The organism is Streptococcus sp. HMSC077F03 (genome assembly GCF_001812375.1).
GTDB lineage: Bacteria > Bacillota > Bacilli > Lactobacillales > Streptococcaceae > Streptococcus > Streptococcus oralis_S.
The window spans coordinates 338,367-353,439 of record NZ_KV808793.1 but is presented as its reverse complement, the minus strand read 5'-3'; the positions used below and the strand labels follow the sequence as shown (position 1 = coordinate 353,439).

The 15,073-nt window shown below is 39.9% G+C and carries 14 protein-coding genes; 12 read left to right on the top strand and 2 right to left on the bottom strand.

The window, feature by feature from the left end; translation table 11 throughout:
* The first annotated feature begins 93 nt into the window (after positions 1-93).
* The gene (locus HMPREF2853_RS06920) at positions 94-1,491 is read left to right on the top strand and encodes an APC family permease (RefSeq protein WP_001020296.1); all 1,398 of its coding nucleotides are present in this window, start codon (positions 94-96) and stop codon (positions 1,489-1,491) included.
* 22 nt (positions 1,492-1,513) lie between these two features.
* On the opposite strand, the gene HMPREF2853_RS06915 is transcribed toward HMPREF2853_RS06920, so the two are convergent.
* On the bottom strand, positions 1,514-2,362 hold the full coding sequence (locus HMPREF2853_RS06915; RefSeq protein WP_000619787.1) for a YitT family protein: 849 nt from the start codon (positions 2,360-2,362) through the stop codon (positions 1,514-1,516).
* A 141-nt stretch (positions 2,363-2,503) separates the two neighbouring features.
* Between HMPREF2853_RS06915 and HMPREF2853_RS06910 the strand changes: the two genes are divergently transcribed.
* Positions 2,504-3,340 (top strand): DegV family protein, encoded by an 837-nt coding sequence (locus HMPREF2853_RS06910; RefSeq protein WP_000195461.1) that lies wholly within the window; start codon positions 2,504-2,506, stop codon positions 3,338-3,340.
* A gap of 107 nt (positions 3,341-3,447) precedes the next feature.
* Positions 3,448-3,723 (top strand): HU family DNA-binding protein, encoded by a 276-nt coding sequence (locus HMPREF2853_RS06905; RefSeq protein ID WP_001284636.1) that lies wholly within the window; start codon positions 3,448-3,450, stop codon positions 3,721-3,723.
* 129 nt (positions 3,724-3,852) lie between these two features.
* On the opposite strand, the gene HMPREF2853_RS06900 is transcribed toward HMPREF2853_RS06905, so the two are convergent.
* Entirely contained in the window at positions 3,853-4,839 is a 987-nt protein-coding gene (locus HMPREF2853_RS06900; RefSeq protein ID WP_000204722.1) for an L-lactate dehydrogenase, read from the bottom strand.
* Positions 4,840-5,033: 194 nt separating this feature from the next.
* Here HMPREF2853_RS06900 and gyrA point away from each other — a divergent pair, with 194 nt between their 5' ends.
* From gyrA to udk, 9 genes are all read left to right on the top strand, one after another.
* Positions 5,034-7,502: a DNA gyrase subunit A gene (gyrA, locus tag HMPREF2853_RS06895; protein ID WP_001154044.1), complete on the top strand. Its 2,469-nt coding sequence runs from the start codon at positions 5,034-5,036 to the stop codon at positions 7,500-7,502.
* Positions 7,502-8,248 (top strand): class A sortase, encoded by a 747-nt coding sequence (locus tag HMPREF2853_RS06890; RefSeq protein ID WP_000018505.1) that lies wholly within the window; start codon positions 7,502-7,504, stop codon positions 8,246-8,248. Before gyrA ends, HMPREF2853_RS06890 begins: the two co-directional genes overlap by 1 nt.
* Positions 8,249-8,443: 195 nt before the next feature.
* Complete coding sequence (locus HMPREF2853_RS06885; RefSeq protein ID WP_000254787.1) at positions 8,444-9,241, top strand: formate/nitrite transporter family protein; 798 nt, start codon at positions 8,444-8,446, stop codon at positions 9,239-9,241.
* Positions 9,242-9,391: 150 nt separating this feature from the next.
* Positions 9,392-10,672, top strand: coding sequence for an O-acetylhomoserine aminocarboxypropyltransferase/cysteine synthase family protein (locus HMPREF2853_RS06880; RefSeq protein WP_000196316.1), 1,281 nt, complete (start codon positions 9,392-9,394; stop codon positions 10,670-10,672).
* Between the two features lie 94 nt (positions 10,673-10,766).
* Positions 10,767-12,041: a DUF2130 domain-containing protein gene (locus HMPREF2853_RS06875; protein WP_001002618.1), complete on the top strand. Its 1,275-nt coding sequence runs from the start codon at positions 10,767-10,769 to the stop codon at positions 12,039-12,041.
* Positions 12,042-12,066: 25 nt separating this feature from the next.
* Complete coding sequence (locus tag HMPREF2853_RS06870) at positions 12,067-13,008, top strand: glutamyl-tRNA amidotransferase (protein WP_261674240.1); 942 nt, start codon at positions 12,067-12,069, stop codon at positions 13,006-13,008.
* Between the two features lie 49 nt (positions 13,009-13,057).
* The gene (locus tag HMPREF2853_RS10095) at positions 13,058-13,315 is read left to right on the top strand and encodes a hypothetical protein (RefSeq protein WP_261674239.1); all 258 of its coding nucleotides are present in this window, start codon (positions 13,058-13,060) and stop codon (positions 13,313-13,315) included.
* A 27-nt stretch (positions 13,316-13,342) separates the two neighbouring features.
* A complete protein-coding gene (gene truB, locus HMPREF2853_RS06865; RefSeq protein WP_049500036.1) occupies positions 13,343-14,221 on the top strand; it encodes a tRNA pseudouridine(55) synthase TruB in 879 nt (292 codons plus the stop codon).
* Positions 14,222-14,332: 111 nt separating this feature from the next.
* On the top strand, positions 14,333-14,971 hold the full coding sequence (gene udk / locus HMPREF2853_RS06860; protein ID WP_001181376.1) for a uridine kinase: 639 nt from the start codon (positions 14,333-14,335) through the stop codon (positions 14,969-14,971).
* Positions 14,972-15,073: the final 102 nt, after the last annotated feature.

Here is a 15,073-nt window from a genome sequence, read left to right as displayed (position 1 = left end):
TTCAGAATTTTTTTCAAAAAAGAACCTAATAAATATTCACAAAACTGTTTTTATATGGTAAAATAAAACAATTACATTTAGTGGAGATGAAGTATGAATATTTTTAGAACCAAGGATGTTAGTCTGAGACAGACAGAGATGCATCGCCATTTGAAATTGTGGGATTTGATTCTTCTAGGGATTGGTGCCATGGTGGGGACAGGGATTTTCACCATTACAGGAACAGCAGCGGCTACCTTAGCTGGTCCCTCATTAGTGATTTCCATTGTGATTTCTGCTCTGTGTGTTTCTCTATCAGCCCTCTTTTTCGCAGAATTTGCCTCTCGTGTGCCTGCTACTGGTGGTGCTTATAGTTACCTCTATGCGATTTTAGGAGAATTGCCAGCCTGGATTGCTGGCTGGTTGACCATTATGGAATTCATGACGGCTGTTTCAGGTGTGGCGTCTGGCTGGGCTGCTTACTTTAAGGGATTACTCAGTAATTATGGTATCTCCATGCCCCAAGCCTTGAATGGAACCTTTAACCCTGAACAAGGTACCTATATCGATCTTCTGCCTATTTTAGTACTGACCTTGGTAACGGGATTGGTTTTATTAAATTCCAAGGCAGCTTTGAGATTTAATTCGCTTTTAGTGGTCTTGAAATTTTCAGCTCTCGCCTTATTTATCCTAGTTGGTATTTGGTACATCAAGCCTGAAAATTGGACGAATTTTGCTCCATTTGGTTTTGGCCAACTATATGGTGGAAGTACTGGGATTATGGCGGGTGCATCTTTGATGTTCTTTGGATTTCTCGGATTTGAGTCAATTTCCATGGCAGTTGATGAAATTCAAAGTCCGCAAAAAAATATTCCTCGTGGAATCGTGCTTTCTCTGACAATCGTCACCATTCTCTATGCCTTGGTAACCTTAGTATTGACAGGGATTGTTCACTATAGTAAGCTCAATGTGGACGATGCAGTAGCATTTTCATTACGGAGTATTGGTATCGGCTGGGCCGCAAATTATGTTTCGCTTGTAGCCATTCTAACCCTGATAACCGTATGTATCTCCATGACTTATGCTTTGTCTCGGATGATTTATAGTTTAGCGCGTGATGGACTTTTACCTCAAAGTTTCAAACAATTAAGCAAGACCAGTCGCGTTCCCAAAAATGCAACCCTCTTGACAGGAGTTGCTGCAGCCATTGCTGCAGGAGTCTTTCCTCTAGCCAGTATTGCAGCCTTCTTAAATATCTGTACCTTAGCTTATCTCATTTTGCTAGCCTATGGAATAATAAAACTCAGAAAGGATAAGGGCATGCCAAAAGAGGGAGAGTTTAAAACTCCCTTGGTGCCACTCTTGCCAATTCTTTCCATTCTTATCTGTGTTTCCTTTATGCTTCAATATAGTCTAGATACCTGGATTGCCTTTGGCATTGCTCTTCTAGTTGGTCTAGTCATTTACTTTGCTTATGGGTTCCGCCATTCAACCCTCGCAGAAGCAGAATAAAAGCTGGGAATTCCCAGCTTTTTTAATCTTTCACATAAGTAAATCCTTCACCCAGAATTTCATGAGCCTCAGTGATGGTGATAAAGGCTTGAGGATCAATTTTGTGAATCATATCTTTCATTTTAACGATTTCGTTTCGACCGACGATACAGTAGATAATTTTTAGATCCTTTTTGCTGTAGTATCCTTGACCAGATATAAAGGTAACGCCACGTCCGAGTTCATCGTTAATCTCTTTGGCCAATTGATCAGGATATTGGGTAATAATCATAAATCCTTTACCAGCATAACCTCCTTCGCCTATCAAGTCGATAACACGAGCGATGATAAAGTCAAACAAGAGGGTATAGGTAACTAGACGAAGATCCTGGAAGATAATCAAAATCAACATTAGGATAAAAAAGTCAATCCCAAAGAGCAATTTACCAATCGAAATATTGGTGTATTTGTTGAGGATACGGGCAACGATATCAGAGCCACCAGTGGTTCCACCAGCATTAAAGATAATCCCTAAACCAACCCCCAGTAAGACTCCTGAGACTAAAGCAACAATGATGAGATCACCTTGCAAGTCGATGTGCAAAGGAATACGCTCAAAAATTGCTAGCCAAACGGAAAGTGAAATAGATCCAAGAAGGCTGGAGTAGAGGGTCTTAGGTCCAAATATTTTCCAAGCCAGGATAAATAAAGGGATATTAATCAAGAGGTTCATCAATGAGACAGGAATCTTAAAAAGGTAGTAGGTAATCAAGGTAATACCTGTCGCCCCTCCCTCAAATAAATGATAAGGAACAACAAAGTAGGTAAGACCGAAGGCATAGATAGCAGCTCCAAGAATAATGGTGATAATCGGTTGAAGTTTTCGAATCATGGCTGTTCCTCACTTTTCTATAGATAGATTATACCAAAAATTCAGTTCTTTTCATCGGATCACTTATGATTTTTTATCATTTTTTTGATATAATAAAGGAGAAAATCCCAATCCTATCGAGAAGAATAGAAAGATTGAATTATGACACAAGTAAAAATTGTAACGGACTCTTCTGTTACTATCGAACCAGAAGTAGTTAAAGAATTAAATATCACAGTTGTCCCTCTATCAGTTATGATTGATAGTGTGCTTTATTCGGATGCAGATTTGAAAGAGGGAGAATTCCTTCATCTTATGCAACAAAGTAAGAATCTGCCTAAAACAAGCCAGCCCCCTGTGGGAGTGTTTGCTGAGGTCTTTGAAGAACTAAGTAAAGACGGCAGTCAAATTATCGCGATTCACATGTCCCATGCCTTGTCTGGAACTGTTGAAGCTGCTCGCCAAGGGGCAAGTCTCTCAACTGCTGATGTAACGGTTATTGATAGTTCCTTTACAGATCAAGCGATGAAGTTCCAAGTTGTTGAAGCCGCAAAACTTGCTAAAGAAGGTAAAGACTTAGAAACGATCTTAGCTCATGTAGAGGACGTTAAAAATCATACAGAACTCTATATTGGTGTTTCGACGCTAGAAAACTTAGTTAAGGGTGGTCGTATTGGACGTGTGACAGGATTACTAAGCTCACTCTTGAATATTCGTGTAGTAATGCAGATGAAAAACCACGAACTCCAACCAATCGCCAAAGGACGTGGAGCGAAAACTTTCAAAAAGTGGCTTGAGGAATTAACCGAGACTCTTTCCAAAAAATCAGTTGCAGAAATTGGAATTTCCTATGCTGGAACGAACGAATGGGCGAATGAGATGAAGGCATTATTGCAACCTTATGTTGAGAAGCCAATCTCTGTATTGGAAACTGGCTCTATTATTCAAACTCATACTGGAGAGAATGCTTGGGCGATTCTAATTCACTACAATTCCTAAAAAAATAGAGAAAAAATGGTCAAAATAGTGTTTTTGACTTGACCTATAACCGATTTTAGGATATGATTATATTTGTTAATTAGAAATTATTTGGAGGATTTGTTAACATGGCAAACAAACAAGATTTGATCGCTAAAGTAGCAGAAGCTACAGAATTGACTAAGAAAGATTCAGCAGCAGCAGTTGACGCTGTATTTGCAGCAGTAACTGAATACCTTGCAGCTGGTGAAAAAGTTCAATTGATCGGTTTCGGTAACTTTGAAGTTCGTGAGCGTGCTGCACGTAAAGGTCGCAACCCACAAACTGGTAAAGAAATCAAAATCGCAGCTTCTAAAGTTCCAGCATTCAAAGCTGGTAAAGCTCTTAAAGACGCTGTTAAATAATGAATTTTCAAAAAATCTATTGTATCAAGCTTCATTGCTTGGTCGATAGGTTTTTTTTGTTGCTTTGGGGTATTTTTGGGGCAAAAAGAAAAAAGAAAAAGGTTCCCATGGATGAGAACCTTCTTTTCATTAGTTTTTAGAAGCTGCTTGGAATTCAGGGTTTTTCCATGCTTCATCAATGATAGCTTGCAATTCTTTAGCTGATGCTTGCATTTTTTGAGTTTCAGCATCGTTCAATGGGATGTTAACTGGACGAACAATACCGTGTGCACCAACAACAGCTGGTTGACCGATAAAGACGTTTTTAACACCGTATTGACCTTCTTGGAAGACTGAAAGTGGAAGTACTGCATTTTCGTCATCAAGGATTGCTTTTGTGATACGAGCAAGCGCTACAGCGATACCATAGTATGTAGCTCCTTTTTTGTTGATGATTGTGTAGGCAGCGTCACGAACACCTTCGAACAATTCAATCAATTCAGCTTCTTGAACGTTTTGAGTATCTTTAAGGAATTCTTCAAGGTTTACACCAGCGATGTTAGCGTGTGACCAAACCGCAAATTCAGAATCTCCGTGTTCACCCATGATGTAGGCGTGAACTGAACGAGCATCAACATCCAATTTTTCAGCAAGTGCTTGACGGAAACGTGCTGAGTCAAGTGAAGTACCTGAACCGATAACACGTTCTTTAGGGAATCCAGAGAATTTCCAAGTTGAGTAAGTCAAAACGTCAACTGGGTTAGCTGCAACAAGGAAGATACCATCGAAACCTGATTCAACAACTTGTGTTACGATTGATTTGTTGATAGCCAAGTTTTTACCTACAAGGTCAAGGCGAGTTTCACCCGGTTTTTGAGGAGCACCTGCAGTGATAACAACAAGGTCAGCGTCTGCACAGTCAGAGTATTGAGCAGCGTAGATTTTTTTAGGTGAAGTGAAGGCAAGGGCGTGGCTAAGGTCAAGCGCATCACCAACAGCTTTTTCGTGCAATTGTGGAATTTCGATAATTCCAAGCTCTTGTGCAATTCCTTGGTTAACAAGTGCGAAAGCGTAAGATGAACCTACGGCACCGTCACCAACAAGGATCACTTTTTTGTGTTGTTTAGTTGAAGTCATTATCTAAACATCTCCTTCATTTTTTTTTAGGGGAATCCCCAGACACTTTCATTCTATCACTTTTAAAAAGCTTTGTCACGAATATTCTATTCGGTCATCGATGTAAACGTTTTAGTGATTTCCAAAGACTGAAATGAAGGACGAATTATGGTATAATATATCTAATTACTAATAGTGAAATGAGGCATTTATGAATGCAGGATAGAAATTTAGTGAATGTCAATCTGACAAAGGAGATGAAGACCAGCTTTATCGACTACGCCATGAGCGTTATCGTTGCGCGGGCCCTTCCTGATGTTCGAGATGGCTTAAAACCTGTTCACCGTCGTATTCTATACGGAATGAATGAACTAGGTGTTACACCAGACAAACCTCATAAAAAATCAGCCCGTATTACAGGGGATGTTATGGGTAAATACCACCCACACGGAGATTCCTCTATTTACGAAGCCATGGTTCGTATGGCTCAGTGGTGGAGCTACCGTTACATGCTTGTTGATGGGCATGGAAACTTTGGTTCTATGGACGGGGACGGTGCTGCCGCGCAGCGGTACACTGAGGCACGTATGAGCAAGATTGCTCTGGAAATGCTTCGTGACATCAATAAAAACACAGTTGATTTCGTAGATAACTACGATGCTAACGAACGTGAACCCTTGGTTTTGCCAGCTCGTTTTCCAAACCTTTTGGTCAATGGGGCAACTGGTATCGCTGTTGGGATGGCAACCAATATTCCACCTCACAACTTGGGTGAAACCATTGATGCAGTGAAGTTGGTTATGGATAATCCTGAAGTGACGACTAAGGACTTGATGGAAGTCTTGCCTGGTCCAGATTTTCCGACTGGTGCTCTTGTCATGGGGAAATCAGGTATCCATAAGGCTTATGAGACTGGTAAAGGTTCCATTGTCCTTCGTTCTCGTACAGAGATTGAAACCACTAAGACGGGTCGTGAGCGGATTGTTGTAACGGAATTCCCTTATATGGTTAATAAAACCAAGGTACATGAGCATATTGTTCGCTTGGTTCAGGAAAAACGAATTGAGGGCATTACAGCCGTACGTGATGAGTCCAACCGTGAAGGCGTTCGCTTTGTAATCGAGGTTAAACGCGATGCATCTGCCAACGTTATCCTTAACAACCTCTTCAAGATGACCCAGATGCAAACCAACTTTGGTTTCAACATGTTGGCGATTGAAAATGGCGTGCCAAAAATCTTGTCCCTTCGTCAAATTTTGGATGCTTATATCGAGCACCAAAAAGAAGTGGTTGTTCGCCGTACTCGTTTTGACAAGGAAAAAGCAGAAGCGCGTGCGCACATCTTAGAAGGTCTTCTAATTGCACTTGACCATATCGACGAAGTGATTCGTATTATCCGTGCAAGTGAAACAGATGCCGAAGCACAAGCTGAGTTGATGAGCAAGTTTAAGCTTTCAGAGCGTCAAAGTCAAGCTATCCTTGATATGCGTCTTCGTCGTTTGACAGGATTGGAACGTGATAAGATTCAGTCTGAATATGATGAATTAATTGCCTTGATTGCAGATTTGGCTGATATTCTTGCCAAACCTGAGCGCGTGGCGCAAATCATCAAAGAGGAATTGGACGAAGTCAAACGCAAGTTTGGTGACAAGCGTCGTACGGAGTTGATGATCGGAGAAGTCTTAACTCTTGAAGATGAAGATTTGATTGAAGAAACGGATGTCTTGATTACCCTATCTAACAAGGGCTATATCAAACGTTTGGACCAAGGTGAGTTCACTGCTCAAAAACGTGGTGGCCGTGGAGTTCAAGGTACGGGAGTTAAGGATGATGACTTTGTGCGTGAGTTGGTTTCAACCAGCACCCATGATCATTTGCTCTTCTTTACTAATAAAGGACGCGTATACCGACTAAAAGGTTATGAAATCCCTGAATATGGTCGTACCGCTAAGGGATTGCCAGTTGTCAATCTATTGAAGTTGGACGAAGGTGAGAGTATTCAGACCATTATCAACGTTGAGTCTGAACGTAGTGATGACGCCTATCTCTTCTTCACAACCCGTCACGGTATCGTGAAACGAACCAGTGTTAAAGAGTTCGCTAATATTCGTCAAAATGGACTGAAAGCTTTGAATCTCAAGGATGAAGATGAACTGATTAATGTCTTGCTGACAGAAGAAGATACGGATATTATCATTGGTACCAAGTTTGGTTATGCCGTTCGCTTTAATCAATCAGCTGTTCGTGGCATGAGCCGTATCGCGACAGGTGTCCGAGGAGTCAATCTTCGTGACGGTGACACAGTAGTTGGTGCTAGCGTGATTACAAACCAAGACGAAGTTCTTATCATCACTGAAAAAGGATATGGTAAACGTACACTTGCTACTGAATATCCTACTAAAGGCCGTGGTGGTAAAGGGATGAAGACAGCCAATGTTGCTGAGAAGAATGGTCCTCTGGCAGGTCTTCTTACTGTTAAAGGAGATGAAGACCTGATGATTATCACAGATACAGGTGTCATGATCCGTACTAACGTTGCCAATATTTCACAAACTGGACGCTCAACTATGGGAGTTAAGGTGATGCGTCTAGATCAGGATGCTAAGATTGTGACCTTTACAACGGTTGCTGCGGCAGAAAAAGAAGAAGTTGGGACTGAAATTGAAACAGAAGGTGAAGTATAATGTCTCATAAAAAAACGAAAAATAAGAAGAATAAGCGCAGAAATCTATTTATTAATATTTTAGCAGGTTTCTTAATTCTTTTATCGCTAGCTTTAATTTTTAATTCAAAAATTCGCGATATCTTTTTGGTCTGGAATACCAATAAATACCAAGTCAATCAAGTCACTAAGGAAAATATAGATGAAAATCTAAAAACCGAAGGGAATTTTGATTTTGACTCTGTTAAGTCTATTTCATCCGAAGCTGTATTGGCTTCACAATGGGATGCTCAGAAACTTCCCGTTATTGGAGGTATTGCTATTCCCGAAGTGGAGATAAACTTACCGATTTTTAAAGGTTTGGATAATGTAAACTTGTTCTACGGAGCAGGGACCATGAAACCAGATCAAAAAATGGGAGAAGGCAACTATTCTCTAGCAAGTCACCATATCTTTACTGCTGAAAATGCCAGTCAAATGCTCTTCTCACCTTTGGTCAATGCCAAAGCGGGTATGAAAATTTATCTGACGGATAAGGATAAAGTTTATACTTATGAGATTACAGAAGTAAAACGTGTTACACCAGACCGTGTAGACGAAATCGATGATCGTATTGGTGTGCAGGAAATTACTTTGGTTACTTGTGTTGATTATGATGAAACCGAGCGTATAATCGTCAAAGGTATCTTTAAAGAATCAAAAGCTTATTCTGAGACTTCTGAGGATATTTTGAAGGCCTTTAATCAACCGTATAGACAACGATATTAAGAATGAACCAGTGAAGTGCTATTTCACTGGTTTTTTATATGAATAAATAGAATCAAAATAGTTCTTATGAAAAAGGTTTGTAAGCCTTACGATATAGATTTTTAAGATAAATATTTTAGAAATTTACAGAAAACGCTTTCGAGAAAATAAGAATTATGTTATAATTATCACAAATAAAAGTTTTAGGAGTTTTTTATGGTCTCTTCAGAATTTATTTCAAAGATTGAATTTGCTTGCAAGAAGAAAGAAAGTCTTTATAGCCAAAGTAAGTTTAAGTATGCGATTCGTTCCATGTTTGCAGGTGCCTTTTTAACATTTAGTACGGCTGCGGGTGCGGTTGGGGCTGACTTGATTAATAAGATCGCTCCAGGTAGTGGACGTTTCCTCTTCCCATTTGTTTTTGCTTGGGGATTGGCCTACATTGTTTTCTTGAATGCTGAGCTGGTAACTTCGAATATGATGTTTTTGACAGCTGGTAGTTTCTTGAAAAAAATCTCTTGGAGAAAAACAGCTGAGATTTTACTTTACTGTACCTTGTTCAACCTTATCGGAGCTTTGATAGCAGGTTGGGGCTTTGCCCACTCAGCAGCCTATGCAAATCTAACACATGATAGCTTCATTTCAGGGGTTGTAGAGATGAAGTTAGGTCGTTCCAATGAGTTAGTCTTACTTGAAGGTATTTTAGCCAATATCTTTGTAAACATTGCCATTCTTTCATTTGTTTTGGTGAAAGACGGTGGGGCTAAACTTTGGCTTGTTTTGTCAGCAATTTACATGTTTGTATTCTTAACAAACGAACACATTGCTGCGAACTTTGCTTCTTTTGCGATTGTTAAGTTTAGTGTTGCTGCTGATTCAATTGCTAACTTTGACATACCTAATATTCTTCGTCACTGGGGTGTAACCTTTGTCGGGAACTTTATCGGAGGAGGTCTCTTGATGGGCTTGCCATACGCCTTCCTCAATAAAAACGAAGATACTTATGTAGATTAAAAAACGGGCACGAGTTATATCGTGCTTTTTTGTTTGATGTGTAAGACTAGCCATAGTTGTTCCTTATATCAAAATATAGAAAAACGGTATTGGAAAAGGCTAGCCTAAGATGATACAATATCCCTAATGAAGCTATTTGGAGGTCGTCATATGACTCGTGATTTTAAATTTGAAACTCTACAATTACATGCTGGGCAAGTAGTTGATCCAGCGACCAAGTCTCGTGCAGTACCGATTTATCAAACAACATCCTTCGTTTTTGATGACACGCAAGAAGGTGCCGATTTGTTTGCCTTGAGAAAACCAGGCAATATCTATACTCGTATTACCAACCCTACAACAGCAGCCTTTGAGGAAAGAATCGCTGCTCTTGAAGGTGGTGTTGGAGCACTAGCGACAGCATCAGGTATGGCTGCTGTAACCTACACTATTTTGGCGCTTGCTCACGCAGGTGACCATGTGGTGGCTGCGTCAACTATTTACGGTGGGACCTTCAACCTCTTGAAAGAAACCCTTCCTCGTTATGGGATTACAACAACCTTTGTGGATGTGGATAATTTGGAGGAAGTAGAAGCAGCTATCAATGACAATACCAAACTTGTCTTGATTGAAACCTTGGGGAATCCCTTGATTAACATTCCTGACTTAGAAAAATTGGCTGAGATTGCGCATAAGCACAATATTCCTCTCATTTCAGACAACACTTTTGCCACACCATATTTGATTAACGTCTTCTCTCACGGTGTAGATATTTCCATTCACTCAGCAACTAAGTTTATCGGTGGGCACGGTACGACTATTGGAGGAGTGATTGTCGATAGCGGTCGTTTTGACTGGGCAGCTTCAGGGAAATTCCCTCAATTTGTTGAGGAAGACCCAAGTTACCACAACTTGAGCTATACTCGTGATGTGGGTGCAGCAGCCTTTATTATCGCTGTTCGTGTTCAATTGCTCCGTGATACAGGTGCTGCCTTGTCACCATTTAATGCCTTTCTCTTGCTCCAAGGGCTTGAAACTCTCTCTCTTCGTGTTGAACGTCACGTGCAAAATGCAGAGAAAATTGTTGATTTCCTTGTCAACCATCCTAAGGTAGAAAAAGTCAACTATCCAAAACTAGCGGACAGCCCATATCATGCCTTGGCTGAGAAATATTTGCCAAAAGGTGTTGGTTCAATCTTTACCTTCCATGTCAAAGGTGGAGAGGCAGAAGCTCGTAAAGTAATTGATAATTTGGAAATCTTCTCTGACCTTGCGAACGTTGCAGATGCCAAATCGCTTGTTGTTCATCCAGCGACAACCACTCACGGTCAGTTGTCAGAAAAAGATCTAGAAGCAGCAGGTGTCACACCAAACCAAATCCGCTTGTCAATCGGTCTTGAAAATGTAGAGGATTTGATTGAAGATTTGCGCTTGGCCTTGGAAAAAATTTAAAGTAAAAGATATAAACAGTGGGTTTCGACTCACTGTTTTTGATTTTCCCTCAGGCATGATATAATGGTTAGAGAAGTCTAGAAAGAGGAAAGATATGAACGAAATCAAATGTCCAAATTGTGGGGAAGTCTTTACAGTAAATGAGAGCCAGTATGCAGAACTTTTATCCCAAGTGAGAACAGCTGAGTTTGATAAGGAATTACATGATCGAATGAAGCAGGAGCTGGCCTTGGCTGAGCAAAAGGCTATGAATGAGCAACAGACTAAACTGGCTCAAAAAGACCAAGAAATTGCGCAACTGCAGAGTCAAATCCAAAACTTTGATACAGAGAAAGAGTTGGCCAAGAAAGAAGTTGAACAGACAAGTCATCAGGCTTTATTGGCAAAGGACAAGGAAGTACAGGCCTTGGAAAGCCAATTGGCCACCTTGCGTTTGGAGCATGAAAATCAACTGCAAAAGACCCTTTCAGACTTAGAAAAAGAACGCGATCAGGTCAAAAACCAGCTCCTCTTGCAAGAAAAGGAAAATGAGTTGTCTTTGGCTTCTGTTAAGCAAAATTACGAAGCCCAGCTTAAGGCAGCTAGTGAACAAGTCGAATTTTACAAGAATTTCAAAGCCCAACAATCCACAAAAGCTATCGGTGAAAGTTTGGAACAGTATGCAGAGAGTGAGTTTAACAAGGTACGTAGTTTCGCCTTTCCAAATGCCTATTTTGAGAAGGATAACAAGCTCTCTGCACGTGGTTCTAAGGGGGACTTTATCTTCCGTGATTTTGATGAAAATGGTCTAGAATTCATTTCCATCATGTTTGAAATGAAAAATGAAGCTGATGGCACAAAAAGTAAACATAAGAATGCCGATTTCTACAAAGAGTTGGATAAGGACAGACGAGAAAAAAACTGTGAGTATGCAGTTTTAGTAAGTATGCTTGAAGCTGATAACGACTACTTTAACACAGGGATTGTGGATGTCAGTCATGAGTATGAAAAGATGTATGTGGTTCGTCCCCAGTTCTTTATCCAGTTGATTGGTCTCTTGCGTAATGCAGCGCTTAATTCCCTAGAATACAAACAAGAATTGGCCTTGGTTCGAGAGCAAAATATCGATATTACACATTTTGAAGAAGACTTGGATGCCTTCAAAGTAGCTTTTGCCAAAAACTACAACTCTGCTTCGACCAACTTTGGTAAAGCAATCGATGAAATCGACAAGGCCATCAAACGAATGGAAGAGGTCAAGAAATTCCTAACCACATCCGAAAACCAACTCCGCCTCGCTAATAACAAGTTGGAAGATGTTTCAGTTAAAAAATTGACCCGAAAAAATCCAACTATGAAAGCGAAGTTTGAAGCGCTGAAGGGCGAGTGAGATTACCTTAAAAACAGGAGTTACTATGAAAAAATCTTTGAAATTCTTGGAAATTTATATTGCTTATTTACCATTAGTTGTATTTTTTCTTAATCTCCTATATGGTCTTTTAAATATTGAAGGCGTAGGCGATACTGACTCAAGATATAATTTATTCTTTGCTATTTTTGGATTTATTCCAACTATATTCGGTTATGGAATTAGTTTTTTGGCTAATCTTTTGGTGGGGATATCTTATGTGCGAAAAGCAAAAAATGAATCGAAACGCTCCATTGCTTTCCTATTGATTGGAAATATTTTTTTAGCAATTTTTCTGATGTTTTTGCTAAGATTTAAAATGATTGTTTCCTTTGACTTTATAAAAGATATTGACCTTTGGAGTTTCATTTTTTCATTATTTTTATTTCCGTATTTAGATTGGATTTATCAAAAGGAAGACTATAATCCAAAATTAAGTCGTAAGTTACTTATTCTATTTTTGATTGGGATTTTTTCTCCACTTATAGGAAATACAATTCAAACCCACTTTAGAAATAATGCTAAAGTTCAACAATTAAAAGAGTTTTATTCTTCTAGGGGAATGAATTATGATGTTGCTCTTAAAAGAGTAGAAATAGATAGTAATGTTTCAGATATTAGTATTTTTGAAGTATCGGATAATGGAATGACTATCCAAGTAGGTGCTAAGTACATTCGTCAAAAATTAACACAGGTCAGTTTCATTAATGAGAATTATGGTTTTAAAGAATTCTTGAGGCTTTCTGCATCAAGCCAAGAAGCTCAGACAGTTCTGAATGATTTTAAATCAGCTGTAGAAAGTGCAATACAAAAGAAAGGATATGATTTAGTAGTTATTGATGATAAAGAACAGCCATTAGCTAGCCCTGGTTTTAAAATATCAAATTCATATAGGATAACTCCTTTAATAAAAGAAAAGGCTCTTCAAAATCAAAATTCATGTCAGTAAAGAAAAACAAGCTTTTAGAGGATATGCGACTCTTTCTGTTAAAGACTTTATGAAGGAGGGAGCACTTTGCTTGCATTTAACACTTAGCAAAATCAACCTATTGGAACTAGGAGATATTGATTTTTCAAGCTTTCCAGATGGATATTACAACATAAATGCTGACTACTTTTTGGTTGTTAATGGAAAATATAAGCAACTTGAAAAGGATGATAATTTTGAATATATTTTACCAATTGAGTCGGGTAAACCATTTTACTCTGAGGATTTATATGATATTAAAAAAATTGATTTAAACAATGAGGAATAGAAGTGAAAGGGAAATTAGAAACAACACATGAACGGTATTATCAACTTAAAAAAAGAAGCGGGGATGACCTCGCACGATGCGGTTTTTAAGCTGCGCAAGATTTTGGGAACCAAGAAGATTGGTCATGGTGGGACCTTGGATCCAGATGTGGTGGGTGTTTTGCCTATTGCGGTGGGTAAGGCGACACGCATGGTCGAGTTTATGCAGGATGAGGGTAAGGTCTATGAGGGGGAAATCACTCTTGGTTATTCAACGACGACTGAGGATGCCAGCGGAGAAGTGGTCGCAGAGACACCCGTTTTGTCTCCCTTGGATGAAACCATTGTCGATGAAGCGATTGCGAGTCTGACCGGACCTATTACCCAGATTCCGCCTATGTATTCGGCTGTCAAGGTTAATGGTCGCAAGCTCTATGAGTATGCGCGTGCTGGTCAGGAAGTGGAGCGTCCAGAACGTCAGGTGACTATTTATCAATTTGAGCGGACTAGTTCGATTTCTTATGACGATCACCTCGCACGTTTTACATTTCGTGTGAAATGCAGTAAGGGGACTTATATCCGTACCTTGTCAGTTGACTTGGGAGAGAAGCTTGGTTATGTGGCCCATATGTCCCATCTGACACGGACTAGTGCTGCAGGGTTACAACTGGAGGATGCTCTTACCTTGGACGAAATTGCTGAAAAAGTGGAGGCTGGTCAACTGGACTTTCTCCATCCTCTTGAAATTGGAACGGGGGATCTTGTCAAAGTTTTCCTAAGTCCTGAAGAGGCTACAGAAGTGCGCTTTGGTCGTTTTATCAAGCTAGACCAAACGGACCAAGAATTAGCTGCCTTTGAGGGAGATACATTGCTAGCCATTCTAGAAAAAAGGGGCAATCTCTACAAGCCAAGAAAGGTTTTTGGCTAGTCTAACTGGAGTGTGGGGATGGATTTGTTTCCCCTAGACTATCCAAATCAGACTATAAATTTTGCAAAAAATGTGATAGAATAGACGACGGATAAAAAAACGGAGGATAGCATGCAAAATAGACCAATCATTATCGGAGTGACAGGTGGTTCTGGTGGAGGAAAAACAAGTGTTTCAAGAGCCATTTTATCGCACTTTCCTGATGAAAAGATTTCCATGATTGAGCATGATTCATACTACAAGGATCAGTCTCACTTGACCTTTGAAGAGCGTGTCAAAACCAATTACGACCATCCATTTGCCTTTGATACAGACCTGATGATCGAGCAGATTAAGGAATTGTTGGCAGGGCGCCCAGTGGACATCCCGACTTATGACTATACAGAACATACACGGAGTAGCAAGACCTATCGTCAGGAGCCTCAGGATGTCTTTATCGTTGAGGGGATTTTGGTCTTGGAGGACAAGCGTCTGCGCGATTTGATGGATATCAAGATTTTTGTGGATACAGATGATGATGTGCGTATTATTCGTCGGATCAAGCGTGATATGGAAGAGCGTGGCCGTAGTCTGGATAGCGTGATTGACCAATATCTAGGTGTGGTCAAACCTATGTACCACCAGTTCATTGAGCCGACCAAGCGTTATGCCGATATCGTCATTCCTGAAGGGGTCAGCAATACTGTTGCTATCGACCTTTTGACCACCAAAATTGCAAAGATTTTGGAAGAAGCACGAAACAGCAAATAATCAGATGAGGAGGCAATGCCTCCTTTTTCTATTTTTCCTTTGGTTTCAGTATGCAAAAGGAGATTTTTAATCATCTTTTTGGTATAATAATACCCATGGAAA

Coding starts and splice junctions, on each gene's coding strand:
- HMPREF2853_RS06920 (WP_001020296.1), top strand. CDS start 94: ATGAATATTTTTAGAACCAAGGATGTTAGTCTGAGACAGACAGAGATG.
- HMPREF2853_RS06885 (WP_000254787.1), top strand. CDS start 8,444: ATGGTCTCTTCAGAATTTATTTCAAAGATTGAATTTGCTTGCAAGAAG.
- HMPREF2853_RS06890 (WP_000018505.1), top strand. CDS start 7,502: ATGTCTCATAAAAAAACGAAAAATAAGAAGAATAAGCGCAGAAATCTA.
- HMPREF2853_RS10095 (WP_261674239.1), top strand. CDS start 13,058: ATGAAGGAGGGAGCACTTTGCTTGCATTTAACACTTAGCAAAATCAAC.
- HMPREF2853_RS06915 (WP_000619787.1), bottom strand. CDS start 2,362: ATGATTCGAAAACTTCAACCGATTATCACCATTATTCTTGGAGCTGCT.
- HMPREF2853_RS06880 (WP_000196316.1), top strand. CDS start 9,392: ATGACTCGTGATTTTAAATTTGAAACTCTACAATTACATGCTGGGCAA.
- HMPREF2853_RS06905 (WP_001284636.1), top strand. CDS start 3,448: ATGGCAAACAAACAAGATTTGATCGCTAAAGTAGCAGAAGCTACAGAA.
- HMPREF2853_RS06900 (WP_000204722.1), bottom strand. CDS start 4,839: ATGACTTCAACTAAACAACACAAAAAAGTGATCCTTGTTGGTGACGGT.
- udk (WP_001181376.1), top strand. CDS start 14,333: ATGCAAAATAGACCAATCATTATCGGAGTGACAGGTGGTTCTGGTGGA.
- HMPREF2853_RS06910 (WP_000195461.1), top strand. CDS start 2,504: ATGACACAAGTAAAAATTGTAACGGACTCTTCTGTTACTATCGAACCA.
- truB (WP_049500036.1), top strand. CDS start 13,343: ATGAACGGTATTATCAACTTAAAAAAAGAAGCGGGGATGACCTCGCAC.
- HMPREF2853_RS06870 (WP_261674240.1), top strand. CDS start 12,067: ATGAAAAAATCTTTGAAATTCTTGGAAATTTATATTGCTTATTTACCA.
- HMPREF2853_RS06875 (WP_001002618.1), top strand. CDS start 10,767: ATGAACGAAATCAAATGTCCAAATTGTGGGGAAGTCTTTACAGTAAAT.
- gyrA (WP_001154044.1), top strand. CDS start 5,034: ATGCAGGATAGAAATTTAGTGAATGTCAATCTGACAAAGGAGATGAAG.